We start from the raw sequence: 24,217 nt of genomic DNA on the forward strand, positions 1-24,217 counted from the left end.
TTTCCACCTTATGGCATTGCTCCGCTGTGCAACGGGCATAGAGGTTGGCAAAGTAATTTACGCCAGCGTCCTTAGAGACGGCTGCCCCCGGGCCTCTCAAAAGCAGAGGGGCCGGACCCACTTCCAGGCCCAGCCCCTCAGAATCGCCCATCAATTCGGAACAGAGGCGCCGGACCTATCGCCCATGCCAGAACCGGCTGCTAGGATTTTCTTCTTGGCCATGATGCTGGCCATCACTCCCGCCGCGCGCTCGTCCGCCTTACGCATGAATTTGGTGTAAATGTCGAGCGTAATGCTCGTGGTCGAGTGCCCGAGACGCGAGGATACGGTTTTGACGTCTACGCCATCGCTAATCATCATCGTGGCATTCGTGTGGCGCATGTCGTGGAACCGAATCTGTTTCAATCCGGCCGTCTTGATAATCCGGTTGAAGGCATCCCGAAGCGCTCGCTTGAAGACGGGTCGCCCGGTCGTGCTCGGGAACACGTAGGGATGCGCTCCCTTGCCTTCCTTCCTCATGCGCTCCTTGTGCTGAATGAGGGCGTGCACGGTTTCAGGAAAGAGGGTGACAATCCGGTTGCCCGCTTGGGTCTTGGGGCCCGACAACGGTTGATGATTGCCGTTGACCTCTTGCAGGTTGTGCCGGACGTGAATTTGCCCGGAGTAGCGGGGGGCGCCGGTCGTGGGGTCGGTGTCCTCCTTCAATTCCACGTCATCCCACTGGAGCCCCAGCAATTCGCCCTGACGCATCCCGGTTTCAATCGCGAGGACAAACAGCGCCTCCAACCGCTCACCATCACAGGCCAGGAGGAACGCGGCCACCTCGTCCGAGTCCCAAACCTTCATCTGCTCGCGCTTGACCGTGGGGTACTCCACCCCGGCCATGGGGTTTTCCTTCAACTGCCGCCATGCAACCGCGCGCCCGAGAGCGGATTTCAATTGAACGCACAAGCCCCGACGACGGGCAGCCGAGACACCGCGCTTTTCGAGCGATGCAAGCCACGTCTCAATATCGAACGGGGACAGCTTGGACAGAGGGATTTGACCGATGCCCAGCCCCATGCCCACGTCCTTTTCTGGGGCCATGTAGAGCCGGATTTGCTCCGAGTAGGCCGCGACAGTGGTGGGCTGGAGTTTCGTTTTGACAATATCAAGCCAGCGCCGGAGGAAGTCCCCCACGGTTTCCTTCGTGGCGTTCTCGGCTACCGTCTCGGCTTCCTTCCTGGCCGCTTCCCGCTTTTCGATGGCCTCGCGTTGGGTCGCACCGTAGACGACGCGGGTTTTTGCCTTGCCATCGGTTCCGCTGGTCTTCCAGGTTGCGCACCAACGGTTATCGGACTCGCGGAAATACACGCTCCCCAGCCCGGAAGCGCAACGGGGCTTTTTCCTGCGCTTGGTCTTAGGGCTGGCGGGCTTGCTGGTGGACTCGGACGCTACAGGCCCGGTCGGGAGAGGAGGAAGGGAGAGAGCGGCGGAAGTGTCGGGGATGCTCGTGTCAAACATAAATTCTCCGTGCGGCATGAATTGCCGACGCGGATTGTTGTGACACGCGGTTTGTGCCATGTCAACGCACTAGGTTTGTAGTTTGGGCTCGTCAGGGTCAACCATTGCAAAAACTCGCGCCAATTCAGCGTCCGTTAAGCCAGCATCGCCAGACTCAACCGCCCGGCGTAACTCGCAAATTCGCTCGATTAGGTCGCCCACGTAGCCGTATTGGGTCTGTCCGCGCTCAGATGCCATCACGTCGAGTAACTGGGCATTCTCGGGGGTCATCTGCGCCCCCGTCATCCGGACCGTCCGGGCCCGGTCCACGTTGCCGCCCTCGGAAAGCCATGCCCGGAGCGCCGAGACGACCTCGGGGCCCGTTCCATTGGCTTTCGTCTCCCGGTAGGTCTTCCGGTAGCAGGCACCGCACAGGCGCATTTCCACGACCGGGGACCATCGCTCAGCCGGTACAGGCTCCCGGTGGCGCTGGGCATCGCAAGAGGCAGTTTCGGAAGGCATGGGACGCCTATACCGCCCGGTCCGGGGGTTCAGGAAGCGCCGGACGTGGGGCAAGGGAGCGCCAGCCCTGAGAACAGGGGCCTAACAGACGGCGCGGCGAACAGGCCCGGACCGGGAGGGGTCCGGGAGCGTGGGTGGCCTTCAACGGGAACGCGCCCCAAGGGCCCTAGAAAGGCCGTAGGGAATTGATCGTGCATCTGGACGGCCATGGGGAGCAGTTCGGGCCCGGACGGCTACAGCGGGCCCGGAGCGGGACAGGTTGGCGGGGGCCTGGTGGTGGTGCGGAACCCGGTCATGGTCGCCCGCTCGCTCATTCCGGAGCCCGTAACTACAGAATCCACTACATCCGCTCGCCCGGTCGCCGCTAACCCCTCGAAAGCGCAGAGGAAAGGCGCCAATCTCCCACTATTCAGTCGGCAGGGGATGGGAGCGGAACGGCTCGCGGGCAGCTTCCCGGGCCCGGTCGGCTGGTGGGTGACGTGGCGCGGAAGGCCGGAAGAGGACCGGACAGTGGGGAGGGGGCAGGGCCTGGGGTATCGCCCCCAGGGAAAACGCCATCAGGGCGCTGGGGGCCCCAAGAGAGGGCTCAGACCCACAAACGATTAATCAACAAATCCCCATGCTCGGTCTGAGCCGCTACTCATTTACGGCTTCCGCGAAATGATCGACACAAGTCCAGTTTTGTCGCTCATAGGAATTCTGCCAGAAAGTCCGGGAGTCATTCCCATCAAAACGCCGGGCTTTTCTGGTGGTTCGTAGGGTCGTGCCTCAATCCTCGGATCGACACGCAGAGACGAAAAGGCTGAAGCCTGTTCTTCATGGGCTTTCTGCGTATCAAGCCTCAGAAGCTCCGCCATTTTCTCCGAAGAACTAATCTCGGCTCGGTCAACAATGTGAAGTATTCCACCAGTTCGAAGAACAGTATCAGCGAGCCTATAAACTTGATTCTGAACACGTAGACGGTAAGCCCCTGCGGGCAGTGGCTCTAGCGCAGTATTGAATGGCCGCGCACGATGACTCCCCATGAGCCAGCAAACTACCGCGTCGAATCGCGGCAGGCCCTTGAGCCACGCGAGCAGGGAAGGATCGTTAAGCAAATCTCCTTCAAGGAGGAGTGCCCCCGAGACAGGCATATTCGATGTTGGTGGCTTATACGTGATCGCGTAGCCATCATTGCCTTGCTGAAGCGTTTCTCGTTGCTCCACTGCGACAGCAAATCCAGCCGCTTCTATTTTTCGTTGTGCAATATGGAGACACGCAGGATTCTCATCGATACTTACGACCGAATGACCGGCGCGAAGCAGCTCGATCGTGCCGCGCCCATCACCAGTGCCGATTTCAAGAATGCGATCATAGCCCGCAGTGAATGAAGCCATCCAAGCGTAGTGCGCATCTTGTGCGAACTTGGCGGCATCATGCTGGCTCCATGACTTCGCATATAGTTCACGCTCGTGAGTTAGTCCAGGCAGGGTTTTCGCGGCCTCTATCGCCTGCTTTCGCTCCCGTTCGAGCTTTTTCTTTCGAGACTGCTTGCCCATATTCAGTTGTCTCCGTGTTCAGAGCACTGCGTATCTTTCTACCTGCCGCACCTTGAGAAATACGGACATCACTAGGAGGGCTCGCTGTTCCGGCGAGCACAAACCGTGATGCTCTCCACGCTGATGGGAAGGGCTCGCCAAGCCACGAAGGCCAACCCCCTGGCCCCGGTCATCCCCCCTGGCGCTGCGGTGCTCTACGGGGCTCCTGCGAATTGTGTCTCACTCATTCCCGTACGTCTGCTTGGCTGAGCCAGTTTCATTTAGAGCGCCTAACATATAAGCCTATTTCGCAAGCGGACCTGCCCGACAAGCAAGCAGTGGGTGCTCATCCAAGCAGCCTCCGGGAGGAGTGCTCAGTCCTTATTTTTGTCAGGTGCTCTAAGTTTGAGTTCTTCGGCTTCCGCAAAAGCCAGTAATTGAGTTCGTACGTTGTCGTCGGCCTCCTGTGCATCATCGCCATAACAATGTGCGCTGTGGATGAGAGATTCATCGTCAAGGCGGTGCAAAGAACCACTTGCGCCATAGACGTAGTCACCACCTGGCGAACGATGTTTCCCTCTTCGGGAAATAATACGCATTCCAAAGTGAGCTGTAAGTTGCTCAAGGTCTGTTTTCTTGGTCATGCGGTGAGGTCCTTTCTCTTCTAGCACGATGAATATCTTCGATGTAAAACCAATCATCAGCTTGGAACGCCTAGCAGAAGTCCGGTCTGAGGGAGTCCTCTCCTCAGGAAAAGGGCCCAGCCCTTACTTCTGTTAGGCGCTCTTGGAACTGGCACGATTTAGTACGGATCCGGGGGACCAGGAGGAAGCGCTGCGAGCGTGTCTTGAGCCTTCTCGTCCTCCGCTCGTAAGCGAACAACCCATTGATCAAGGCCCGTGTTTTCAAGGGAATGCACCCTCTGCTCGAACACCGTTACTCGCCCCAGCGAAATGGAACCTTCCGGATCGAGGAGTTCCAAGGTCTCCCCTGCTTGCTCGGCTTGCGCGATGATTTCACGGAGCCCCCCTGGCGTTGGCGTTGCGCCGCGAGGCACCTCGAAGTCGAATCGAATCAAGCGGTCAACCGCAGACATCCGGGAACGCGGGATTTTGATGCTCTTCGCCATTCTCTCACTCTCCTCTTCCAAACACGCTTTTAGGGCTCCCGGCCTCCCTAGGCCAGCCCGCTAGATCAGTGCTCCTTCGCTTCCTCGGGGAACAGTTCACGTAGCGGCACTTTGTAGGCCACGGACGCGGCTACCAGGGTGGCAACGGTGGGATTCGCGGTGCCACCTTCTATGCGCGGCATCGACTTAGGGTGAACCCCCATAAGCTCGGCTGCCTGCTCCTGTGTGAGCCCCCGCTGTTCCCGAAGCTCTCGGAGGCGCGTCCCGAGGCGCTTTAGCTCCCGCTTGATGACAGGGGCCAAGTCCTTCCGCGTCCGTACTTCGGAAGGTCCGTGGGAGTGAGGTGACTTGCCGGATGTAGGCACAGGGCGACATTGGCCGGGTCAACTTTCGAGTTACACAACTCGTATGTTGCCGACCTGACTGGAGGGCCAGGAGCACGTTAACTCACAGGTAACTTAACAGTTGAGTTGCACTGCTCATGAGTTACCATGCTCTCAGGCCCAACCGACGAAAGGACGGCCTACATGACCGAAGAGACCGAAGTCACGAGACGGGACCCGATGGTGGTTAGCCTGGACTTGGAGCTATCCACCATTGAGGCCGCCATGAGGGGCGCGGAGATCCTCGCGGACTACCAGATGCGTCAGGGCTACCTGGATGAAGAGTCGGAGGTCGATGCGCCGGAGTGCGTGTTCTCCATCCTCTCCTTGCTGGGGGGTCGCCTTGAGCAAGTACGGCGGGTGATTCGGGGGGAGGAGGACCCGGAACGGCTTTGGGGGGCCCACAACGCGATTTCCATTCCCGATTCACTGGCCGACGTTGACGGGGATATTGTCCTGTTCCCCTGGAACGCCCGTGGGATGCCGCTGGTACTCGCCCGCCCCTCTGGATGGGGACTGGACCCGAAGGAAGTGGAGGAACGGCAGGCGCTGGGCTTGGAGGGGCGGAAGGCGAAGGAGCCCCGGGGACGGAAGGCGAAGAGTCCGGAGGGGCGGAAGGTGAAGGACCGGAAGGGGCGTAAGGCGAAGGAGCCGAAGGAACAAGCCCCCCAGGCCCTCAACGTTCAAGGAACGGCGCCGAAGGAGACTCCGCCGGTCGCTCCCGGGCCCACCTAAGCGGGCCAGGAGGGCACGCACCGAGCCGACTTGCCGAGATACCCCGCCAGAATGACCCCGGCAGTCTTTTCACCTCCGGTGCGTGTCCCGTGTAGTTGCGGATGTAGCTACGAGCGCCAGAGGAGACCTGAATTGATGGTTTTTGACCCCCCATCAATTCGGTCTAAGTGCCTGAAACTCTTGAGGAAGCGTTTTTTCTCCCACTAAGAGAGGGCTAGGGTGAGGGTAGTCGAGCCCGTTCTTCAGCCCGTGGCCCACAGTGTGGACAGGGGATTCAACCTGGGTTCACCCGATACCCTCACCCCGTCCCTCTCCCAGGGGGAGAGGGGAAATGGCCACGGGGAAGTTTGAAGGAACTCAGGTTCGGCGTCTCACCCCGCCGCGCCGGGCTTGATGACCTTCTGCCAGGCGAGGCTCGTCTGCTTGCGCGAGAGCCGCTCCTTGCGGCGCTGCTCGGCCTCGCGGAAGGCGGCGCGCTCCTCCTCCGTCTCGATCTTCAGGGGCGGCACGGGAATCCGCTTGCCCTCGGAGGTGAGCGCCACGAAGGTGAGCAGGGCGCTGGTGGTCAGGTGCTTCTCACCGGTGAGCGGGTTCTCCGCCGTCACCGTGACGCCCACTTCCATCGACGTGCGGAACGTGGCGATGACCCGCGAGTGCAGCGTCACGTTCCAGCCCACCTTGATGGGGGCGTGGAAGTGCAGGTCATCCATGGACGCGGTGACCACCACCTGCCGGCAGTGGCGCTGGGCGGCGATGGCGGCGCAGACGTCGATCCACTCCATCACCTTGCCGCCGAACGCGGTGTTCACCGAGTTGGCGTCCGAGGGGAGGATCATCTGCGTCATCACCACTTCGGACTCACGCGCGCTCTTGGCGGGGAGCTCGGACTGCTCGGACACGTCACACCTCAAGCGAGGAAGGTCGAGACCCGGTCGAGGAACTCCTCGCGTCCCCGGCCGGTGCGGATGTCCTGGTTCGTCACGTCGAGCACCAGGCAGTCCACGCCGTACTTGTTCTGCAGCACCATGGGAAAGGTGGCGTAGTAGCCGTTGAGGCCCCGCAGGAAGCCCTTCTGGATTCCCTTCTCCTCTTCGCGGCCGCGCTCGAGGATGCGCCCCAGCAGCACGTCCACCGTGGGCACGTCGAAGCAGATGACCTTGTCTGGCTGCACGATGCTCTTCGTCAGGCGCTGGAAGTACTCGAAGTACAAGTCCAGCTCCTGGTTCGTCATGTGCCCCAGGCCGTGCAGGTACTTGGCGAAGATCTCCGGATCCTCGTAGAGCGTGCGGTCCTGCACGCAGCTCTTCTTCACCGAGTGGATGAGCTCGTGGTGCTCGACGCGGCGGATGAGGAACTCGAGCTGGAGGGTGAAGGACCACCGCCCCATGTTGGCGTAGTAGTCCTTGAGGAAGCGGTTATCGATGACGGGCTCGTCGAAGAGCTCGAAGCCGAAGGTCTGGCTGATGATCTTCGCGGCCGTCGTCTTCCCCGCGCCAATGTTGCCGGCCAGGGCGACGAAGCGCTTGGTGCGGGGCGCACGCAGGCGGCGCACGGTGTTGCGCGTGGGGGCCTCGGGCGCGGGGACCGGAGCGTCGGCGGGGCGGGACCCCAGGGCCGGCTCGGGCGCGGCGGGAGTCAGTACGGCGTTAGGCGCTGTCGCGGCCTTCGAGGCGCGCTTACGCGGGGGTGAGCGAGGCATGCAGGATGGGGCTTAACTCGGGTTTTAACGCGCGTCCAAGACCTGGCGCAGCAGGTCCGGCCTGTCCGTCATGATACCGCCCACGCCCTCGGTGACGAGCTGACGCATCTCCTGGGGGTCATCCACCGTCCACACATTGATCCACTTCCCCCGGGCGTCCGCGGCGCGCAGGAGGGCTTCGTCCACCAGACGCACGTCGCCGAAGTACAGGGGCATGTCCAGGACGGTGTAGTGCGAGTCCTCCGGCGGCGGCTCGCCCGCCCGCACCGAGAGCACGAAGGCGGCCAGCGCGTCACGCGGATAGAAGTGGCAGGCGTCCGGCATCACCCGCACCAGCCGCTCGCCCACGGAGTCCAGCTCGCTGCCCACGCACGCGCGCTCCAGGGCGCCCTCCTCGCGCAGCACCTGGAAGAAGGCGTCCTCGATGCCCGGCACGTCCGGCTTCACCTCGATGTTGAAGCGCATCCCCGGGAAGGCGCGCAGCAGCTCGCGCAGGGAGGGCATGCGCACGTCCTGGCCGCGAAAGGGGAAGGTGCGACCCCCGTCCGGGGTGAAGCCGTGGCCGGCATCCAGTCGCTGGAGCTCGGCCAGCGTGTGGTCCGCGATGTTCCCCACACCATTGGTGCACCGCTCCAGGGTGCTGTCGTGGGCCACGATCAGCTCGCCGTCGCGGGTGAGGTGGACGTCCGTCTCCAGCACCTGGGTGTGGTAGCGCTCCACCGCCATGCGGAAGGCGGCCAGGGTGTTCTCCGGCGCCAGCAGCGAGCCTCCCCGGTGGGAGATGTGCAGGGTGGGAGAGAGGCCGCGGAAGTAGGGATGTCTGGGAGGCGGCATGGCGGGAGAGATCTCGCGGGCGTGTGGGATGCTGGCAGAGTGGGGTGGGGCGGGTAGCCGGAGGGGGGTCTGGTCTGGTATCCCACCTTTGGTTTCCACCCCCACCTTTCAGGTGGTAATTCCGGGTAAGCTCGGGAAGAACCTCGGGCTTTATTCAAGTCTATGCGACTTCAGGGGGCTCCCATTTCCGAGAACTCTCCTCAGATTGCCACCCCCTTTGGCAAGTACCTCCTCATCAAGCGGCTCGCGATGGGGGGCATGGCGGAGCTCTTCCTCGCGCAAGAGCCTCCTCGGCCGGACCTGTTCGTCATCAAGCGCATCCTGCCGTACCTGACGGAGGAGCCGGAGTTCGTCCAGATGTTCCTGGACGAGGCGCGCATCGCCGCACAGCTCCACCACCCAAATATCGTCCAGGTGTTCGAGCTGGGGCGCATCCACGAGAGCATCTTCATCGCGATGGAATTCGTCGAGGGCGTGGACCTGCGGCGCGTCCTCGCGGAGGAGGCGAAGTTCTCGTCCGCGGTGCCCTACGCAGTGGCCTCGCGCATCTGCGCCCAGGTGGCCGCGGGCCTCGAGCATGCCCACAACTCCAAGGGCGTGGATGGCCGCCCGCTGGGCCTTATCCACCGCGACGTCAGCCCCCAGAACGTGATGGTGGCCTACAACGGCTCGGTGAAGCTGGTGGACTTCGGCATCGCCAAGGCCGAGGCCTTCGCCGAGCGCAGCAAGCCGGGCGTCATCAAGGGCAAGTTCCTCTACCTCTCGCCCGAGCAGGTGATGCAGGAGCGGTTGGATCACCGCTCGGACATCTTCGCGCTGGGGGTGATGCTCTATGAGATCACCACGGGGCGTTCGCCCTTCGCCCGGCCGACGACGGAGGCCATCCTCTACGCCATCCGTTTCGAGAACCCCTCGGCGCCCCACCTCATCCGCGACGACTACCCGCAGGAGTTGTCGCGCATCGTGATGAAGTGCCTGGTGAAGGACCGCAACCAGCGCTACCAGCGGGCGGCGCAGGTGCAGGCGGACCTGGAGGCGCTGCTGGCCTCGGGCGTGATGCGGCAGAGCGATGATGTGCAGGCCTATATCGCGCGACTGCTGGGCGAGGAGGAGGAGCGCACCGTCCTCCACGTCCCGATCCCCGCCGGGCGCAAGGAGTCGGCCTCTGGGTCCCATCCCTCGGGTCTCGTCGCGCGCCCCACGCGCCGGCCCAGCGCGCAGAACCTTCCCTCCGCGGTAGATCCCGAAGGCGCGGAGCCGGCCACGGAGATGGCCCGTCCGGCAGACCTGCGCGCCGCCGCGGCCCTGGGCGACGAGGACGACAACGAGCCCACGGCCATCCGCACCGTGCCCCTCGGGCGTGCTCCCGAGCCTCCGGTCGCACCGGCCCGGTCCTCTCCCCGCACTGTTTCGGCTGAAGCCACCTTGCAGGAGCGGCCAGCGCGAGGTGCTGCCGCGGCGGCTCGGAGAGCCACACCCGTCCGCAAGCCGGCCCTCTCCGGCTCTGTCGCCTCGTTGGACCGCCGCCGCTCGCCCCCGGTGGTGGACGACGAGGCCTCGCACTCCGGCTCCCTCACGGGCTCCACGGTGAATGATCGGGTGCCCGCGCGGGCCCTGTCCGCGTTTCGTGACGAGGACTCCGTGCCCGACACCCGCTCCGAGGTCTCGGATGTGGATGACGCCGAGGTGTCGGAGACGCTGGACCTGCCGCGCAAGGGACCACAACTCCCCAAGAAGGATCCGGAGGACGACGAGTTCACTCGCAACGACAAGGCGGAGCGAGCCCCTGCCTCCTCCAGCAGATCCCGCGGCATGCGCATGCTGCTCGTCGCTTGCGTGACGCTGCTCGTCGTGATCGCTGGTGCGGCCGCGTGGATGTTCCTCTCGCCTGCGCCCGAGGCGGCTCCTCGCTCGCCCGCCAAAGCCACCGCGGCGCCCCGTTCGTCCGAGGCGGAGCAACCCGCCGAGCCTCCAGCCTCCACCGGAACCGGGACCGCCACGGGCACCGGCGCTCCCACTCCAGAGTCGGGGACGGGACGAACGACAGCTCGCCCGGGTGGGAGCGGGACCGACACAGGCGCAGGTTCGACGGTGAGGGGAACCGGCGCGGACACGAACGGTGCCTCAGCAGCCGGCCAGACTTCCGAGTCCTCGGCTCCCATTGTACCGATCGCCGGAACGGATGAGGGGTCGGCCGAACCCCCTTCGGCGCTCATGGCCGCCTCGCAGATTCGCGTCCAGTTCCAAGCTCCGTCGAGCATGTCGATAAAGGTGGGAGCCAACAGGGTAAAGCCCAACGGCTTCCTGCCCATGAAGCCCGGCTCCTTTCAGGTCAATGTCCGCTGCTCCAACCGAGGGCCTTGGAACACCAAGGATTTAACGATTCCTGAGAACGCCCGGAATCCGTTTGTCGTCAAACTAACCAACGTGGATTGCCCCCAGAAGACCCGGCGGTGAGGGGTCTTCGGGGGGACATATGCGGTGGGCTCCCCCTCCAGCGGACAAGTGGGCGAGGGTACGCGGGAGTGGATATAAGCCGTTGGAATTCCAGGGGATTTGCCCTCCTCATCTCGTTTACACGTGTCAGACGGACCCCTAGAATCGGCCTCCGTCTATGGCGCGCGCGAAGAAGAAAAACCTGGCCAAGAAGAGGAGCTCGCCGGCGGGCCGTATCGCCCGCGAGCTGCCCACCGCACCCGAGCCCAATCGGTTGTTGAAGGTGTGGCGTCGCGTGCTCGAGCGCCGATTGCGCACTCGGCTCCGAGCACCGGTGGCGGTGGAGATCCACGACAACACGCACACGATGCTCACGTTCCAGCGTCACCGGGCGTTGTGGCGGCTGCGCTTGCACCACATGTTCCTGACCTCGTCGGACGAGGTCATCCAGGCGCTCGCTGATTACGTGCGCAACGGAGACGCTGAGGCCAGCGTCCGGTTGGACAAGTTCATCGATCGCAACAAGGCCTACATCCGTCGCATGTCGCCGGCGCAGATGCGCAAGCGCATGCGGCTGGAGCCAGTGGGGCAGCACCACGATCTCGGCCGCATCTTCGAGCGGCTGAACGAGCGCTACTTCCGAGGCCGTATCGACGCCGCCATCACCTATGGGCCGGCGCCGCGTGTCACTCGGCCGCGCAAGAGCATCAAGATGGGCTCGTACTCGGCGGACTCACGCGTCATCCGCATTCACCCGGCGTTGGATCAGCCGGTGGTGCCGCGCTACTTCGTGGAGTGGATCGTCTTTCACGAGATGCTGCACCACGTGTACCGGACGCGCCGGGGTGAGGACGGGCGGCGGTGCATCCACCCGCCCGAGTTCCTCGAGCACGAGCGGCGTTTCCACGACTACTCGCGCGCACAGGCCTGGGAGCTGGAGAACCTGGATCTGCTGCTGCGCGCGCGCGTGTCGGCGTGAGCAGGGCCTCCCCTGGTCTCAGGGGAGGATGATGCCGCCGGGGCTGCGTCGCTCCGACTCCGGCGTAGTGCTTCGGGCCTGCTGAGCGGCGCGGGCCCTCGCTTGAGCCTCCGCCTGCTCTCTTTCACCGGGGGCGACACGCTCGGCCATGGTGACGAGCAGGGCCTTCTCGTAGAGGCGCTCGGCGAAGCGCGAGGGGGGCTCGGTGGGGCCATGGGCGAGCCGCCGGGCCTCCGCGCGGGCCACTTGGGCTGGGTGCTCCTTGCCGAGCCGCTCGAAGTGGAGCGCCATCTCCCACAACCGGCTGGCGTAGAGCTGGCGCACCTCGGGTGCGGCGAAGAAGGCGTGCGCCTGGGTGTGGGTCGCCTGGATGATCTCCTCGTTGCGCTGGGCCGGGGTGAGCGCGAGCGGGCTCGACTCCAGCTCGTTCACCTTGAAGGCCAGCCGCTCCAGCTCGGCCAGAGGAGGCAGCCAGCCGCGCATCTCCGGCTCCTCGTGGAGCTTGTGGGCCTCGTTCGCGAGCCGCTCGTCCTCGGGCTCCGGCGCGGGAATCCCGAGCGGTACGTCTCGGGGCTGCACGCCCAGGTGGCGCAGCGCGGCCTCGAGTCCCTGGGGGAAGGCCGTGTGCGTGCGGAGGTTGAGCCCCACAGCGGCGGCCAGTCGCTCGAGCGCCTCGGCGTGGGGAATCTCCACGGCGGCATCGGGACTGGGGTGGGTGGCCTGCTTCACCACGCGGCGGTACTCGCCCCGGTTGAGCTCCGTCACCTGGAGGCGGGTGACGCCGTGCTCGTCCGAGTAGAGGAACTGGATGGCCTCCACGCCGCCACCGCGCAAGGGGCGGGCGATCTCGATGACGCGCTCACCGGTGCCGTCGATGCTGGTGAGGAGGGCGGGCAGCGGCTCTGGGCCCGAGAGGAGCGGACGCGAGGGCTCGGAGGGACGGGCCGGCTCGGAGATGGCCACGCCGCGCGAGCGCAGCCGGTAGAGCGCCTTCTTGGCGGCCTTGGCGAGCGCCTTGTTCTTGGAGCCCGCGAGCGCCTCGGCGAGGGCGGGTTGGCCAGCGAGCACCGAGCCCTCGAGCACGGCGAGCGCGAGCGGCTCGGGGAGGGACTCGACGTCAGCGGGCACGGAGGTGGGCTCCGCCGCCAGCGTGCGGGCGTGCCGCACCGCGTCGGCGGGGAAGTCGGACAGCGGCTCGCCTGCGCGCAGAGCGTCCAGCAACATGCGCGGATCAGCCTGGGGGCTCTTGGTGGGCATGGCCGGGATGTAATGCACCTCACGCGGCGCGGTGAGGCCGGAGGGGCTCGTGCGCGAGGTACGGCGACCACTGGCCCACACTTGCGGGGCCCGAGCGTTCAGCGGCGGCGCACCAGCCAGCTCTCGCCGGACTGGGCAGCCACGGCCAGCTCTTGCTGGAGCCGGGCGCCGAAGACGCGCGAGGGGTGTACGCCTCGGACGAGGAAGTGATCGTAGGCAGGGCCCTGTGTGGCGTAGTCGAAGTCGTGGGGCCGCCACTCGGAGGCGAAGGTGGGCGGGGGCGTGCCCCGGTAGCGCAGCGGGGAGTGGGGGGTGAGGGCGAAGCTGAAGTTGGTGCTACCGCCGCGCGCGCGAGCGAGCTCCGAGGCGCCGTGGAGGAAGACGGGGTGGCGTACCACGCGCGAGCCCGAGGCGAAGATGAGCCCCATGACGCGGGGCTTCTGCGCGGTGGCCTCAATGAGGGCATCCCACTCGGAGGCCTCGCGGGAGAAGGCACGGAAGCCGCGGCCCAGCACGAGCGCCAGCAGCAGGGCACAGCCCGCGCTGGCCCACAGCAGCGGGCGGCGCAGCGAGGGCAGGGTGACGGGCACGCTCGCCACGGCGAGCACGGCAGCGAGCTGCGCGTAACGGGTGTTCAGGTAGTAGATGTAGCCGCGGATATCGAAGGGGAGCAGGAAGAAGAAGCCGAGCGCGAGGACGACGAGTCCTGGCAGGCGCAGTCGCGCCACGAGTCCGCCACTGTCCGCCGTGTCCGCCGCGCGCACCAGGCCGAGCACCAGGGCACACGCGGCCACCGCGCCCACGGCGTAGACGGGCCATCGGTCCGAGCCATCCCGGAGGAGGTTGGCCAACACCTCGATGAGCTCCGTGCGGTTCTGCGCGAAGCTCTTCCAGGCCAGGTTCTGCGACGACAGCATGGGGCCCCAGGCCTTCCAGGGCGCGCCGGTCTCGACCTCGGCGGGCTGACCCAATCGCAGCACTACCCACGAGAGGAAGAGGGCCACGCCGGGCACCACACCCAGCAGCGCGGGCAAGCGGGGCTGGAGCCGGGACTTGAGGCCCTTCGCGCCAGCATCCTCGGGGACGGGGGTGGTGAGGAGCAGCCAAGGCAAGGCCAGCCCGAGGAAGGCGAAGGCCTGCACGTGGAAGAGCAGGACGGAGACGAGGCACGCGGCGAGCCCGATGGCCCAGGCGCGGCGCCGGCCCGTGTCGGCGAGGGCGCGGAGGAAGAGGCCACAGCACAGCAGGGCCAGTGGCAGCGCGGCGAGGTAGTTGATGAAGCCCCACCCAAAGCTGTCGCCGTAGGCGAGCGGCAGGGACAGCAGCGAGGGCCACGTAGGACGTCCGAGGCCGCGCAGCAGAAAGGCGAGCGACAGGGGCAGTCCCACGACGTACGCGGAGAGGAAGAGCCGGTTGGCGAGGTCCAGCGGGAGCAGCCAGTTGAGGGCGCTGACGGCGTAGTAGTAGCCGAGGTAGGGCGTCAGCTCGTGGCGCGCGGCGAAGAGCTGGGGGTAGAGGGTGGTGGGGTCATCCAACCGGTGGAGGACGGAGATGAGGTGGAGGTGCTGAGGCAGGTCCACCATGGGCAGGTGCGAGGACACCCACAGGGGCAGCACCCCCAGCACGAGGGCGGCGGCGTAGACGAGGCGGTCGGTTCGCGCGGACACGGGTGGGGCGGACTGTACGTGGCGCCTCCTTCCGTCGCGAGCGTTCCGAGGCGCGCGCTCGCGGGGTGACTCTCCAGGGGGAGGGGGCGTGGAGCCGGGCCCTCCCTGTTTGGACAGCTGGAAACCTCTGAGATATAGCCCGAGGGGATGATTCGGGAGTTCTGCCTGTCCCCCGGGAGGTACGTGGAGATGAAGCGCATCGGGATGACGTTGGCGGCCGTGGTGGTGGGCGGCGTGTTGCTCACGGCGGGCGAGTCAGGAGCGTGCGAAGCTCACCGGGCCCGGAAGGCCGATGCCGTGCCCATGCCCGTGGAGCCGGCCAGGTCGGAGGCGGCTCCGACGGAGGCGACCGCGGCGAAGAAGGACGGCGCGGGCGAGCTGCACGCGGCGAAGTGCCGGTGTGGCAGTGCGGCGGACTGCACCTGCAAGAAGGGCACGTGCGAGTGCCCCAAGTGCAAGAAGCCCCGTCAGGATGTGGTGCCGTCGCTGGAGGCCGAGGGCCGCACGCAGGAAGAGCACAAGGTGCGCCTCGACGCCTTGGCGGGCGTCTTCATCTAGCAGGCTTCTCCGCCTTCACCACCAGCAGGGGAGGGAGCCGCAACCGGGCGAAGTCCACCAGTCCCACGGCGGACAGGGCGTCTCGGAGCTCCACCTCTTCGCGCGGGTGGAGGCCTGCCCGGCGCTGGACGAACGCGGTGGCCCGGCCCGGTGGCAGCCAGGTGCTGGCCACGAAGCGTCCGCCGGGACGCAGCACGCGGCTCACTTCCAGCAGCAGCCGGCCAATGTCCGCGATGAAGTGCAGCGAGTGGGCCAGCAGCACCGCGCCCAGCGACTCATCCCGGAAGGGCAGGTAGGGGGCCTCGGCGCGGAGGAAGTCCACCCGCACGCTGGCCTCGCGCGCCTGGGCCACGGCCTCCTCGAGCATCGCCCGGGACACGTCCAGGCCCACCACAGGCGGCAGCTCCGGCTCGCGCGCCAGGTGTCGAGCGAACAGTCCGGTCCCCGTGCCCAGGTCCAGCACGGGCGCCTCGGGGTGGCCCAGCAGGGAGCGGTACAGCAGGTACTCGCTGTCGCGGTCCAGGGGCGGAGCCGCGAGCGCTCGCTGCAGCGCGGGGCGCACGTAGCGCTCATAGGAGCGGGCGATGAGCCGCTGCTCCATGCCGCGCTGGGCCAGGGGCGTGGAGGCGGACTCCTGCACCAGGTCCGCCACGCCCTCGGTTACCGGGAAGCTCGCGTGGCACTCAGGACAGTGCAGGGGCCCAAAGGCGAGCACGTCGGTGTCGTGCTCCGGCATCAGCCCACCGCGCCGACACCGGGGGCAGCGCAGCAGCTGAAGAATGGCGCGTCGCATACCCGACACAGGGTAGCGCTGCGAGCGCCACTCAGGAACGGCTTTCCACGCTCAGGAGTTGCTCTCCTCGGTGGCCACCAGCACGGGCCAGCCGCGGGCCATGGCCTCACGGAAGAAGGCGGCCAGCTCGCGACGCGCGCCATTCACCGCGCCCAGGAACGGGTCGATGAGCGACTCCTCGCCGAGGCTGCGCTGGGGGTTGAGCTCCACGGGGGTGCCGCAGCGCTCGCAGCGGATGGACACCGAGCGGGCCAGGGCCACGGGCACGGCGTAGCGCGCGTTGCACTCGCTACACTTCCAGACGAGTGCCCGCTCGCCCGCCTCGCGCTTTGCCAGCGACTCCAGCTCATCTGCCAGCCGCAGCAGCGCGGGCAGATCCTGGGGAGGTTGGGCAAAGACGGCCGAAGGACCAAAGCCCGACCCGGGGCTGCCCAGGTTCGGGGGCCTGTCGCCCTGCAGCAGGGCACGGACCCGGTCTTTGGCCTTGACGTCCCGGAACTCGGCGCCTGCGAACGCGCGCTCCACCGCTTCCTGCAGCGGGGGAAGCTCGGGCTCGAGCCGCTCGTCCGAGGGCAGTGATTGAGGATGCGCCACCACCCGGTGGCCAGGAATTGCGATGAATCGGAAACCCACGACGCTCCAAATCGCACTGGTGCGCTTCCGGCGCAAGGTACGAATAAGGGGGGATGGTGGATTTGCCGCAACCGCGACAGACGGCGCGGTGCGTCACCACCTCACTGTGACCATTCGAGCATCCGCTGCAGCGGCGCCCGCGCGGCGGACTGCAGGTCTTCCGGCAGTGTCAGCTCCGGCGTCCGGTCCTTCATGCACCGGTAGAGCTTCTCCATTGTGTTGAGCCGCATGTAGGGACACTCATTGCAAGAGCAACCATTGTCCGGGGGCGCTGGGATGAAGGTCTTCTCCGGCGCTCCGCGCTTCATCTGGTGGAGGATGCCGGCCTCTGTCACCACGATGAACTCCTGCTTGGGGCTCTTGAGGACGTAGTCCAGCAGTCCCTTGGTCGAGCCGATGTAGTCAGCGTGCCGCAGCACGGGCTCCTCGCACTCGGGGTGTGCCACCACCTCCGCCTCGGGGTGTTGGACCTTGAGCTGCACCAGGCGCTTCTCGCTGAAAATCTCGTGGACGATGCAGCTTCCCGGCCACAGCACCATGTCCCGGCCGGTTTGCTTCATCACATAGCGGCCCAGGTGCTGGTCTGGCGCGAAGAGGATCTGCCGGTCCTTGGGCACCTGGTTGACGATCTTCACCGCGTTGGAGGAGGTGCAGATGACGTCGCTCATCGCCTTCACGGCGGCGGAGCTGTTGACGTAGCTCACCACGAAGTGGTCCGGGTACTTCTCCTTAAAGGCCCGGAAGGCCACCGGAGGGCAGCGGTCCGACAGCGAGCAGCCTGCCTTGAGGTCCGGCAGCAGCACCTGCTTGCCCGGATTGAGGATCTTCGCCGTCTCCGCCATGAAGTGGACGCCGCAGAACACGATGACGTCCGCCTTCGTCTTCGCCGCGGCCTGGGCAAGCGCCAGGCTGTCCCCGACGAAGTCCGCCACATCCTGGATCTCGCTCTCCTGGTAGTAGTGCGCGAGGATGACGGCGTTGAGTTTCCGCTTCAGTTCCTGGATTTCCTGCTCGTAGTCCACTTCGGCGCCCATCGCGTCTCCTTCCAGCCACATTTAACCGGCCGGTCGGATGTGGGCCAAGGACGAATGCCCTCCAAGACGATAGGTGGCGGCCCCCTTGGCGTGCGACCAGGGGAGCGCCCACCTGGTTTGCCGGGAAGCATCACCAGGGGGCGATCCCTCACGGACACTTGACGCCAACCATCCTGGGACCCGCTAAGATATTCCCGGGACCGCATTGCTGCGGATGAAGCCCGATCACCTGGTGTCCTGGATGCTGGACGTTGGAAAAGGCTTTCTCGTGGCACAAGCGGAAGGGGGAGGGGCGGCACGGGCACGTGGGCCGCACCCGGAAGAGCGATTTGCGCCGGGTACTGTTGAATGGCCTGCCTGCTGAGGAGGGGTACATGAGTGTCCCGATTCGAGACGTCCTGGTCGTACACCCCAATGCAGGCAGGCGGGCCGCGCTGGCTTCGGCTCTTCCGTCGTACCGTGTGGTGGCGGTGGAATCCAAGACGGAGGCGGCCTTCAAGATGGCCAACGCGGCTCCGGCGCTCATCATCGCGCCGCCAGACGATGCCCGGCTCTTTCTCCGGCAGGTGGCCCACACGGCTCCTGACGCACTGCGTGTTTTCATTTGCTCCAAGTCCGACCCCGCGGGGCTGGCGGAGCTGATTCAGAGCGCCGCCGAGGGGCATGTCTTCAGTGTCCTCGACGAGGCGCTCTCCGGGCCGGAGCTGGGTCGTACCCTCTCGCACCTGCTGCAGCACCGGGGCTCCGCCAGCATTTCGGTTCCGCTCGCGACGTACTCGGTGCACTTCACCCTGAACGAGCAGGCCCACGAGGCCCGGTGCTCGGAGATCGGCAACTTCGGCGCCACGCTGTTGCTGCCGGGCAACCTCTCGCTCTCCTCTTTCCCTCCGGGCTCGACGCTGGAGGCGTTGCGCATCGAGCGTGAGGGGAAGCTCCTCTTCAAGACGCCCTGGGCGCACGTGCAGCGGGCGCTGCTGGTGCACGACGAGTCGGGGGAACACCTGCGCCTGGGCATCTCCTGGGCGACGGCCATGCACCCGCCGCCGCCGGTGCCCGGCGTGACGATGGAGGCGCAGTCCGAAGTGGTGGCCACGCTGCGCAAGGCGCTGCGGCGCGAGGCCGTCCTCTGGCTTCAGCGGGTGAACGATCCCTCCGTGCAGCTGCGCCTGGATTCGCCCGCCGTGGACGTGGTGGACGGGGTGGCCGTCCTGTGCTGCCAGTCCTCCGGCATGTTGGAGGGCTGGGCGGGCGACGAGGTGGACCTGTTCTTCGAGATGGGCGGGCAGAGCTACTCGGGGGTCTGCAACCTGCTCGTCAACGAGCCGGACGGGAGGATGGTGCTGCATGTGCCGCGCTCCCTCGTCATCCGCAACTGGCGCAGCCTGCCTCGCTTCAAACCCGGGCCCGACGACCGCTTCCTCATCTCCTTCCAATCCCCCGTCACCGGCCAGTCCACCACCCGCGCCCCGCTGGACCTGAGCGTGGGTGGGCTCTCCTTCCCCTTCGACGCCGCGAACGAGATCATCCCCGCGGGCTCGCGTCTGGAGGCCACCCTGCTGCTGCCGGATGGCTCCTCGTCGCCATGCCTGCTGGAGGTGCGCTCCATTCATGCGCTGCCCTCGGATGGATGGCCGGATGGCGCCCTGCGTCCCTTCCGCGCCGGAGTCCGCTTCTCGGGGCTCTCCCAGGGCGCCCGGGACGCCATCCTGCGGGCCTTCATGCGCTCGCGCTGCGCGGCCATCTCCGATGGCTGCGATGTCCCCTTCCAAGACATCTGGCGCCTGATGGAGGAGGCCCGCTACCGCTTCCACCCAGACTATCCCTTTGGCGACGACTCGCCGCTGCCCACGCTGGAGGACACCCACCGCAAGGTGTACGCCACGGGGGACCTGGGTCGCTGCCTCGTCTATTCCAACGAGCATGGCTTGCAGGGGCAGATCGCCGCCCTGCGCGTCCACTCCCGTACGTGGATGGTCCAGCAGCTGGCTGTGCGGCCCGGGGTGCGCCGCAACGAGCAGATCTCCTATGAGCTGAGCAACCTCGTCGTCGAGCTGGGCGAGGTGCAGCAGGACGTCGAGTTCATTCGCTACTGCTGGCGCAAGGACAACCGCTGGCCGAGCCGCCGCATGGGCTGGCTGGCGCGGGCCATGGAGACGCCGGGCCTGAGCATGCTGCAGCACTTCTGCTACATGCGCTTTCCGCTGAACGTCGAGCAGCCTCCGGCGCCCCAGCCGCAGCTGCGCGTGCGCGAGGGCGTGCGCACTGATTTCGTGTGGATCGAGCTGCACCTGCGCGACCGCGGAGAGCTGGTCCGGGTCCTGTGCGAGGATTTGCTGACCGATGAGGTGGACTTGCGCGTGGTGAGCGAGCGCTTCCGGGCGCAGGGGCTGCACCGCGGTCGCCGCGTCTTCGTCGTTGATGGGGAGTACGGGCCATTGGCCATCGCGCTCTCTGAAGAGGGGACTCCGGGGCTGTGCCTCATCGAGAAGACCAATGCCTTCTCCCTCATTGTGCCCAACCGCAACCATCCCCAGGCTCGCGCTGCCATCCAGGCGCTCGTCCAGCGCTGTGTGGAGCATGCCCGCGAGCGGCATCGCCCGTCCGCCATCGCGCTGGTGGACGAGGAGGACATCGAGCTCCTCCAGCAGTCGGGGTTCGAGAACCTGGGCCGTTTTTCCGAGTGGATCTTCCACCGTTCGATGATCCGCCGTGGCTGCGAGCTGTGGCGCTCCGTCTTCGAGCGGTTGGGTGGGGCGTCTACTCTCGAATGGCCAACCGAGGAGGCTGGTGAGTGAGATACATCATGGAGTCCAGTGACGAGACGCGCCGGCTGCTCGTCCAGGAGAGAACGGGTAACGCCCGTGAGGCGTTGCGGCTATCGGGGCTCAAGCCTGGCGATCGAGTGCTCGACGCCGGGTGTGGTCCGGGTGGCATCACGGAGATGATCAGCGAGCTGGTGGGCACCTCCGGTCACGTCACCGGGCTGGACATCAGCGAGGATCGGCTGGCGGAGGCGCGGCAGATCAACGACCGCTGCCCGAACGTGCAATTCGTGCATGCGGACGTGCGCCGGACGGGCCTGCAGGACGCCTCGTTCGACTTCACCTGGTGCCAGTTCGTCGTGCAGTACCTGCCGGATCGGAAGGTGGCGCTCCAGGAACTGGTGCGCGTCACACGCCCGGGCGGCAAGGTGGTCATCTCCGAGTTCGACGGGTTCGGCATGCAGAACTGGCCCTTCCCGGAGGAGCTGCGCGAGTGGTGCGTCCGCTTCGTCGAGGCGGTGCTGCGCGTCACCGGCTTTGACATCAACGTCGGCCGGAAGATCTTCACCGAGCTGCGCCAGCTGGGGCTGAGCAACGTGCGCGTGCACCTGTTGCCCTACCAGGTCATCGCCGGGACGGCCAGCCCGGAGCTGATGCAGGACTGGCAGACGCGCTTCTCCGCGCTGGAGCCCGTGGTCGCCCCCGCGCTCGGTGGCCTGGAGACCTACCGAGCCAGGTGCCAGGAGTACTTACAGTTTCTGGCGGATCCGGACTCTTTGAAGTACTCGCCCCTATTGGTAACGGAAGGGACGCGACTTTGAACCCATTGGTAGCCGAGAGCGGGCCGGCTCCTCGTCCGGACAATGCTCCGGAGGTGAGCGTGCGGGTCACGTCCGTACTGCTGCTGCATTTCGAGCAGCAGTATGGCTCCGCCCGGCTGGCTGAGGTGTTCCGTAACCACCACTTCAGCCTCTCTCTGGACTACCTGCGGACCCCTACCAACTTCATCTCCCTGCGCTTCCTCGAGCAGCTCGCTGATGTCCTGGTGAGGGAGTCGGGGGATCCGATGTTCATGCGCAAGGCGGGCATCTCCATGGCCGCCAGCCCCGAGGCGCTCGGGTTCGTGTACTACCTGATCCGTGCCTTCGGCTCGTTGGAGATCTGCTTCCGCAAGACGGTGGAGCACAGCTCCAGCTACAACCGGGTGGGCAACTTCGAGATCGAGCGGCTGGAGCGCGAGCAGCTGGTGCTGGCCTACCGCAGCGCCGTGCCCGAGACCAGCCGACACGTCTGCGAGCTGCGCATGGGGCAGTTCGCCTCGTTCCCCACCATCTGGGGACTGCCGCCGGCGGACGTGAGTGAGAGCCAGTGCCAGGTGCAGGGGGCCGAGTGCTGCCGCTACCACCTGCGGTGGATGGATCCACTGCCCATGTGGGGCCGCTATACCGGCCTGCTGTTGGGCGCGGTGAGTGGGGTGGGGGCCAGCATGCTGGGGCTGGGCCATCCCGCCTTCGCCGTGACGTCCCTGTCGCTGGTCGGCGTGTCGCTGGGCAGCTGGGTGGACCTGCGCCGCGATATGCGCCGCAAGGACGAGGCGCTCAACGAGCAGGCCCAGGGCATGATGGGCTCGCTCGAGGAGCTCCAGCAGCGCTACGACGAGATGTTCCGCATCAACGTCGCGCTGGAGGACCGGGTGGCCGCGCGCACGCGCGAGCTGACCGAGGCCAACGTGCGGCTGGAGGCGGCGCTCGCCAAGCAGAAGGAGCTGGACCGGCTCAAGAGCGAGTTCTTCGACAACGTGAGCCATGAGCTGCGCACGCCGCTCACGCTCATCCTCCTCACGCTGGACTCGCTGCTGCAGCGCGGCCCCGAGGAGTTCGATGCGCCTGTGCGCCAGCACCTGGAGACGATGAACCGCAGCGCCTCGCGCCTGCTGCGGCTCATCAACAACCTGCTGGATTTGACGAAGCTCGAGGCGGGCAAGACGAAGCTGCGCTACGAGCCGTTGGACATCCAGGGCTTCCTCTCTTCGCTGCTGGTGCCCTTCGAGGTGCTGGCGGACAAGAAGGGCTTGGAGCTCGAGCTGGAGGGCACGGTGACGACGCCGGTCCACGTGGACGTGGCGCGCATCGAGAGCGTCTTCCAGAACCTCATCTCCAACGCCCTCAAGTTCACCACCCAGGGCAAGGTGACGGTGCGCCTGCGCGAGGACGACACCTGGGTGCACGTGGAGGTGATCGACACGGGCGTGGGTATTGCCTCGCAGGATCTCTCCGTCATCTTCGACCGCTTCGCCCAGGCGGACTCGAGCGGCACGCGGCGCTTCGGAGGCACGGGCATTGGCCTGGCGCTGGTGAAGGAGACGCTGGAGCTGCACACGGGCGGTATCGAGGTGTCCAGCGAGCTGGGCAAGGGCTCCAACTTCCACGTGTGGCTGCGCAAGGGCACCGCGCACGCGCGTGATGAGTCGATCGGAAGCAGCGCCAATGAGCCGGTGGTGAACCGTCCCTCGCTGCGCCGCTCGGCGGATGTGGCGGCCATGCTGGAGCCCGAGAGCCCCATGAGCACGCCTGCCGTCGAGGCGCTGCCCGCCCCTCCGGACGCCGAGGCTGGCCCGGATGCCCCGCGCGTGCTGCTGGTGGAGGACGAGCCGGAGATCCGCGCCTTCCTGCGCGGCGTGCTCAAGCCCTACTACCGGCTGCTGGAGGCCACCAACGGTGAGGAGGGCCTGAGGATTGCCCAGAAGGAGCGGCCGGACCTCATCGTCTCGGACGTGATGATGCCGGTGATGTCGGGCATCCAGATGCTGGCGGCGCTGCGCAGCTCGCCGGAGACGGTGGACACGCCCATCATCATGCTCACCGCGCGCCAGGAGGTGGACGCGAAGGTGGAAGGCTTGTCCATGGGCGCCAATGACTACCTGGGCAAGCCCTTCTCGCCTCGGGAGATGCTGGCGCGCATCGAGGCGCAGCTGCGCCTGCGCGACGCGGCGGTGCGCGCGGCGGAGAACGAGCGGCTGGCGGCCACGGGTCTGCTCACCTCGGGCTTCGCTCACGAGGTGCGCAACCCCCTCAACGGTTTGATGAACGCGCTGCAGCCGCTGCGCGAGAGCCTCACCAGCGGCAGCCCGGACCCGGCCATGGCCGTGGCCATGTTGGATCTCATCGAGGAGTGCGGGCAGCGCATCCGCGGCCTGGCCGAGGGCCTGCTCTCCTTCGTGCGCACCGGCAGCAAGGCGGTGGCGGTGGACCTGGGCGCCTCGCTGGACGCCAGCGTGCAGGCGCTCTCGTGGCGGCTGCCCTCCGGCATGAAGGTGGAGCGCGACTACCAGTGCTCGGAGCCGGTGTGGAGCGATCCGGGCTCGCTCAACCAGGTCTGGGTGAACCTGCTGGATAACGCGGTGCGTGCTATCGGGCCGGACGGGGTCGTCAGGGTGTCCACGGCGCGCGATGGTGGGGACGCGGTGGTGTCCATCATCGACAACGGCGTGGGCATCAAGCCCGAGCACATGGAGCGGCTCTTCCAGCCCTTCTTCTCCACCCGGGACGCGGGCGAGGGGACGGGCCTGGGGCTGGCGCTCTGTCAGCGCATCGTCCTGCGTCAGGGCGGCCGCATCCGCGTCTTCAGTGACTACGGCAAGGGCACGCGGGTGGAGGTCCGGTTGCCGCTCGAGGCGGATCCGGATCGCATCCTCCCGCCGCTGCTCTCTGAGGGCCGCCCCACCCAGCCGCACTGGCGCACGTAGGGCCGCCCGCCACTCGCGACCGTTCTGACAGGTGGGGTGTGCTTCTGGTACA

At 66.4% G+C, this 24,217-nt stretch carries 21 protein-coding genes; 7 read left to right on the forward strand and 14 right to left on the reverse strand.

The window, feature by feature from the left end:
- Positions 1 to 150 precede the first annotated feature (150 nt).
- The 6 genes from F0U60_RS18440 to F0U60_RS18465 form a co-directional block, all read right to left on the reverse strand.
- Positions 151 to 1,503: a tyrosine-type recombinase/integrase gene (locus tag F0U60_RS18440; RefSeq protein WP_395821651.1), complete on the reverse strand. Its 1,353-nt coding sequence runs from the start codon at positions 1,501 to 1,503 to the stop codon at positions 151 to 153.
- Positions 1,504 to 1,572: 69 nt separating this feature from the next.
- Positions 1,573 to 1,929 carry a hypothetical protein gene (locus F0U60_RS18445; protein ID WP_395821654.1) on the reverse strand — a complete coding sequence of 119 codons (357 nt, stop codon included), beginning with the start codon at positions 1,927 to 1,929 and terminating at the stop codon, positions 1,573 to 1,575.
- A gap of 719 nt (positions 1,930 to 2,648) precedes the next feature.
- A complete protein-coding gene (locus F0U60_RS18450; RefSeq protein ID WP_395821656.1) occupies positions 2,649 to 3,542 on the reverse strand; it encodes a class I SAM-dependent methyltransferase in 894 nt (297 codons plus the stop codon).
- A gap of 353 nt (positions 3,543 to 3,895) precedes the next feature.
- A complete protein-coding gene (locus F0U60_RS18455) occupies positions 3,896 to 4,165 on the reverse strand; it encodes a hypothetical protein (RefSeq protein ID WP_395821659.1) in 270 nt (89 codons plus the stop codon).
- Between the two features lie 158 nt (positions 4,166 to 4,323).
- The gene (locus F0U60_RS18460; RefSeq protein ID WP_395821661.1) at positions 4,324 to 4,650 is read right to left on the reverse strand and encodes a hypothetical protein; all 327 of its coding nucleotides are present in this window, start codon (positions 4,648 to 4,650) and stop codon (positions 4,324 to 4,326) included.
- Between the two features lie 65 nt (positions 4,651 to 4,715).
- Positions 4,716 to 5,015 (reverse strand): helix-turn-helix transcriptional regulator, encoded by a 300-nt coding sequence (locus F0U60_RS18465; protein ID WP_395821664.1) that lies wholly within the window; start codon positions 5,013 to 5,015, stop codon positions 4,716 to 4,718.
- Between the two features lie 162 nt (positions 5,016 to 5,177).
- Here F0U60_RS18465 and F0U60_RS18470 point away from each other — a divergent pair, with 162 nt between their 5' ends.
- Positions 5,178 to 5,768: a hypothetical protein gene (locus F0U60_RS18470; RefSeq protein WP_395821667.1), complete on the forward strand. Its 591-nt coding sequence runs from the start codon at positions 5,178 to 5,180 to the stop codon at positions 5,766 to 5,768.
- A 371-nt stretch (positions 5,769 to 6,139) separates the two neighbouring features.
- On the opposite strand, the gene F0U60_RS18475 is transcribed toward F0U60_RS18470, so the two are convergent.
- From F0U60_RS18475 to F0U60_RS18485, 3 genes are all read right to left on the reverse strand, one after another.
- A complete protein-coding gene (locus F0U60_RS18475) occupies positions 6,140 to 6,613 on the reverse strand; it encodes an acyl-CoA thioesterase (protein ID WP_395825298.1) in 474 nt (157 codons plus the stop codon).
- A gap of 62 nt (positions 6,614 to 6,675) precedes the next feature.
- Entirely contained in the window at positions 6,676 to 7,467 is a 792-nt protein-coding gene (locus F0U60_RS18480; protein ID WP_395821670.1) for a deoxynucleoside kinase, read from the reverse strand.
- A 24-nt stretch (positions 7,468 to 7,491) separates the two neighbouring features.
- Positions 7,492 to 8,301, reverse strand: a complete 810-nt coding sequence (locus tag F0U60_RS18485; protein ID WP_395821673.1) for a glycerophosphodiester phosphodiesterase — start codon at positions 8,299 to 8,301, stop codon at positions 7,492 to 7,494.
- Between the two features lie 162 nt (positions 8,302 to 8,463).
- On the opposite strand from F0U60_RS18485, the gene F0U60_RS18490 reads away from it, so the two are divergent.
- Together F0U60_RS18490 and F0U60_RS18495 are read left to right on the forward strand one after the other, a co-directional pair.
- Positions 8,464 to 10,758, forward strand: coding sequence for a protein kinase (locus F0U60_RS18490; RefSeq protein WP_395821676.1), 2,295 nt, complete (start codon positions 8,464 to 8,466; stop codon positions 10,756 to 10,758).
- A gap of 157 nt (positions 10,759 to 10,915) precedes the next feature.
- On the forward strand, positions 10,916 to 11,716 hold the full coding sequence (locus F0U60_RS18495) for a hypothetical protein (RefSeq protein ID WP_395821679.1): 801 nt from the start codon (positions 10,916 to 10,918) through the stop codon (positions 11,714 to 11,716).
- A gap of 18 nt (positions 11,717 to 11,734) precedes the next feature.
- On the opposite strand, the gene F0U60_RS18500 is transcribed toward F0U60_RS18495, so the two are convergent.
- Together F0U60_RS18500 and F0U60_RS18505 are read right to left on the reverse strand one after the other, a co-directional pair.
- Positions 11,735 to 12,973 (reverse strand): hypothetical protein, encoded by a 1,239-nt coding sequence (locus F0U60_RS18500; RefSeq protein WP_395821682.1) that lies wholly within the window; start codon positions 12,971 to 12,973, stop codon positions 11,735 to 11,737.
- A gap of 98 nt (positions 12,974 to 13,071) precedes the next feature.
- Positions 13,072 to 14,640 carry a hypothetical protein gene (locus tag F0U60_RS18505; RefSeq protein WP_395821685.1) on the reverse strand — a complete coding sequence of 523 codons (1,569 nt, stop codon included), beginning with the start codon at positions 14,638 to 14,640 and terminating at the stop codon, positions 13,072 to 13,074.
- Between the two features lie 189 nt (positions 14,641 to 14,829).
- Between F0U60_RS18505 and F0U60_RS18510 the strand changes: the two genes are divergently transcribed.
- Complete coding sequence (locus F0U60_RS18510; protein ID WP_395821688.1) at positions 14,830 to 15,198, forward strand: metallothionein; 369 nt, start codon at positions 14,830 to 14,832, stop codon at positions 15,196 to 15,198.
- Here F0U60_RS18510 and F0U60_RS18515 read toward each other — a convergent pair.
- The 3 genes from F0U60_RS18515 to nadA all read right to left on the reverse strand — a co-directional run bounded on the left by F0U60_RS18515 (position 15,191) and on the right by nadA (position 17,658).
- Positions 15,191 to 15,991, reverse strand: coding sequence for a methyltransferase domain-containing protein (locus F0U60_RS18515; protein ID WP_395821691.1), 801 nt, complete (start codon positions 15,989 to 15,991; stop codon positions 15,191 to 15,193). The two genes, F0U60_RS18510 and F0U60_RS18515, sit on opposite strands and share 8 nt — an antisense overlap.
- A gap of 51 nt (positions 15,992 to 16,042) precedes the next feature.
- Entirely contained in the window at positions 16,043 to 16,624 is a 582-nt protein-coding gene (locus tag F0U60_RS18520; protein WP_395821694.1) for a hypothetical protein, read from the reverse strand.
- 101 nt (positions 16,625 to 16,725) lie between these two features.
- The gene (gene nadA, locus F0U60_RS18525; protein ID WP_395821697.1) at positions 16,726 to 17,658 is read right to left on the reverse strand and encodes a quinolinate synthase NadA; all 933 of its coding nucleotides are present in this window, start codon (positions 17,656 to 17,658) and stop codon (positions 16,726 to 16,728) included.
- Positions 17,659 to 18,032: 374 nt separating this feature from the next.
- On the opposite strand from nadA, the gene F0U60_RS18530 reads away from it, so the two are divergent.
- The 3 genes from F0U60_RS18530 to F0U60_RS18540 are packed head-to-tail and all read left to right on the forward strand — an operon-like array spanning position 18,033 to position 24,165.
- The gene (locus F0U60_RS18530; RefSeq protein WP_395821700.1) at positions 18,033 to 20,453 is read left to right on the forward strand and encodes a PilZ domain-containing protein; all 2,421 of its coding nucleotides are present in this window, start codon (positions 18,033 to 18,035) and stop codon (positions 20,451 to 20,453) included.
- The gene (locus F0U60_RS18535) at positions 20,450 to 21,241 is read left to right on the forward strand and encodes a class I SAM-dependent methyltransferase (RefSeq protein WP_395821703.1); all 792 of its coding nucleotides are present in this window, start codon (positions 20,450 to 20,452) and stop codon (positions 21,239 to 21,241) included. The genes F0U60_RS18530 and F0U60_RS18535 overlap by 4 nt, the downstream gene beginning before the upstream one ends.
- Before the next feature lie 59 nt (positions 21,242 to 21,300).
- Positions 21,301 to 24,165 carry an ATP-binding protein gene (locus F0U60_RS18540; protein ID WP_395821706.1) on the forward strand — a complete coding sequence of 955 codons (2,865 nt, stop codon included), beginning with the start codon at positions 21,301 to 21,303 and terminating at the stop codon, positions 24,163 to 24,165.
- Positions 24,166 to 24,217: the final 52 nt, after the last annotated feature.

This window comes from Archangium minus (genome assembly GCF_044360475.1).
In the GTDB taxonomy this organism is placed as follows: domain Bacteria; phylum Myxococcota; class Myxococcia; order Myxococcales; family Myxococcaceae; genus Archangium; species Archangium minus.

Bases quoted from the DNA above. Each gene is read 5' to 3' on its own strand.
- F0U60_RS18480 (WP_395821670.1), bottom strand. From the start codon at position 7,467: ATGCCTCGCTCACCCCCGCGTAAGCGCGCCTCGAAGGCCGCGACAGCG.
- F0U60_RS18470 (WP_395821667.1), top strand. From the start codon at position 5,178: ATGACCGAAGAGACCGAAGTCACGAGACGGGACCCGATGGTGGTTAGC.
- F0U60_RS18510 (WP_395821688.1), top strand. From the start codon at position 14,830: ATGAAGCGCATCGGGATGACGTTGGCGGCCGTGGTGGTGGGCGGCGTG.
- F0U60_RS18490 (WP_395821676.1), top strand. From the start codon at position 8,464: ATGCGACTTCAGGGGGCTCCCATTTCCGAGAACTCTCCTCAGATTGCC.
- F0U60_RS18495 (WP_395821679.1), top strand. From the start codon at position 10,916: ATGGCGCGCGCGAAGAAGAAAAACCTGGCCAAGAAGAGGAGCTCGCCG.
- F0U60_RS18475 (WP_395825298.1), bottom strand. From the start codon at position 6,613: ATGACGCAGATGATCCTCCCCTCGGACGCCAACTCGGTGAACACCGCG.
- F0U60_RS18485 (WP_395821673.1), bottom strand. From the start codon at position 8,301: ATGCCGCCTCCCAGACATCCCTACTTCCGCGGCCTCTCTCCCACCCTG.
- F0U60_RS18460 (WP_395821661.1), bottom strand. From the start codon at position 4,650: ATGGCGAAGAGCATCAAAATCCCGCGTTCCCGGATGTCTGCGGTTGAC.
- F0U60_RS18450 (WP_395821656.1), bottom strand. From the start codon at position 3,542: ATGGGCAAGCAGTCTCGAAAGAAAAAGCTCGAACGGGAGCGAAAGCAG.
- F0U60_RS18500 (WP_395821682.1), bottom strand. From the start codon at position 12,973: ATGCCCACCAAGAGCCCCCAGGCTGATCCGCGCATGTTGCTGGACGCT.
- F0U60_RS18530 (WP_395821700.1), top strand. From the start codon at position 18,033: ATGAGTGTCCCGATTCGAGACGTCCTGGTCGTACACCCCAATGCAGGC.
- F0U60_RS18455 (WP_395821659.1), bottom strand. From the start codon at position 4,165: ATGACCAAGAAAACAGACCTTGAGCAACTTACAGCTCACTTTGGAATG.
- F0U60_RS18440 (WP_395821651.1), bottom strand. From the start codon at position 1,503: ATGTTTGACACGAGCATCCCCGACACTTCCGCCGCTCTCTCCCTTCCT.
- F0U60_RS18515 (WP_395821691.1), bottom strand. From the start codon at position 15,991: ATGCGACGCGCCATTCTTCAGCTGCTGCGCTGCCCCCGGTGTCGGCGC.
- nadA (WP_395821697.1), bottom strand. From the start codon at position 17,658: ATGGGCGCCGAAGTGGACTACGAGCAGGAAATCCAGGAACTGAAGCGG.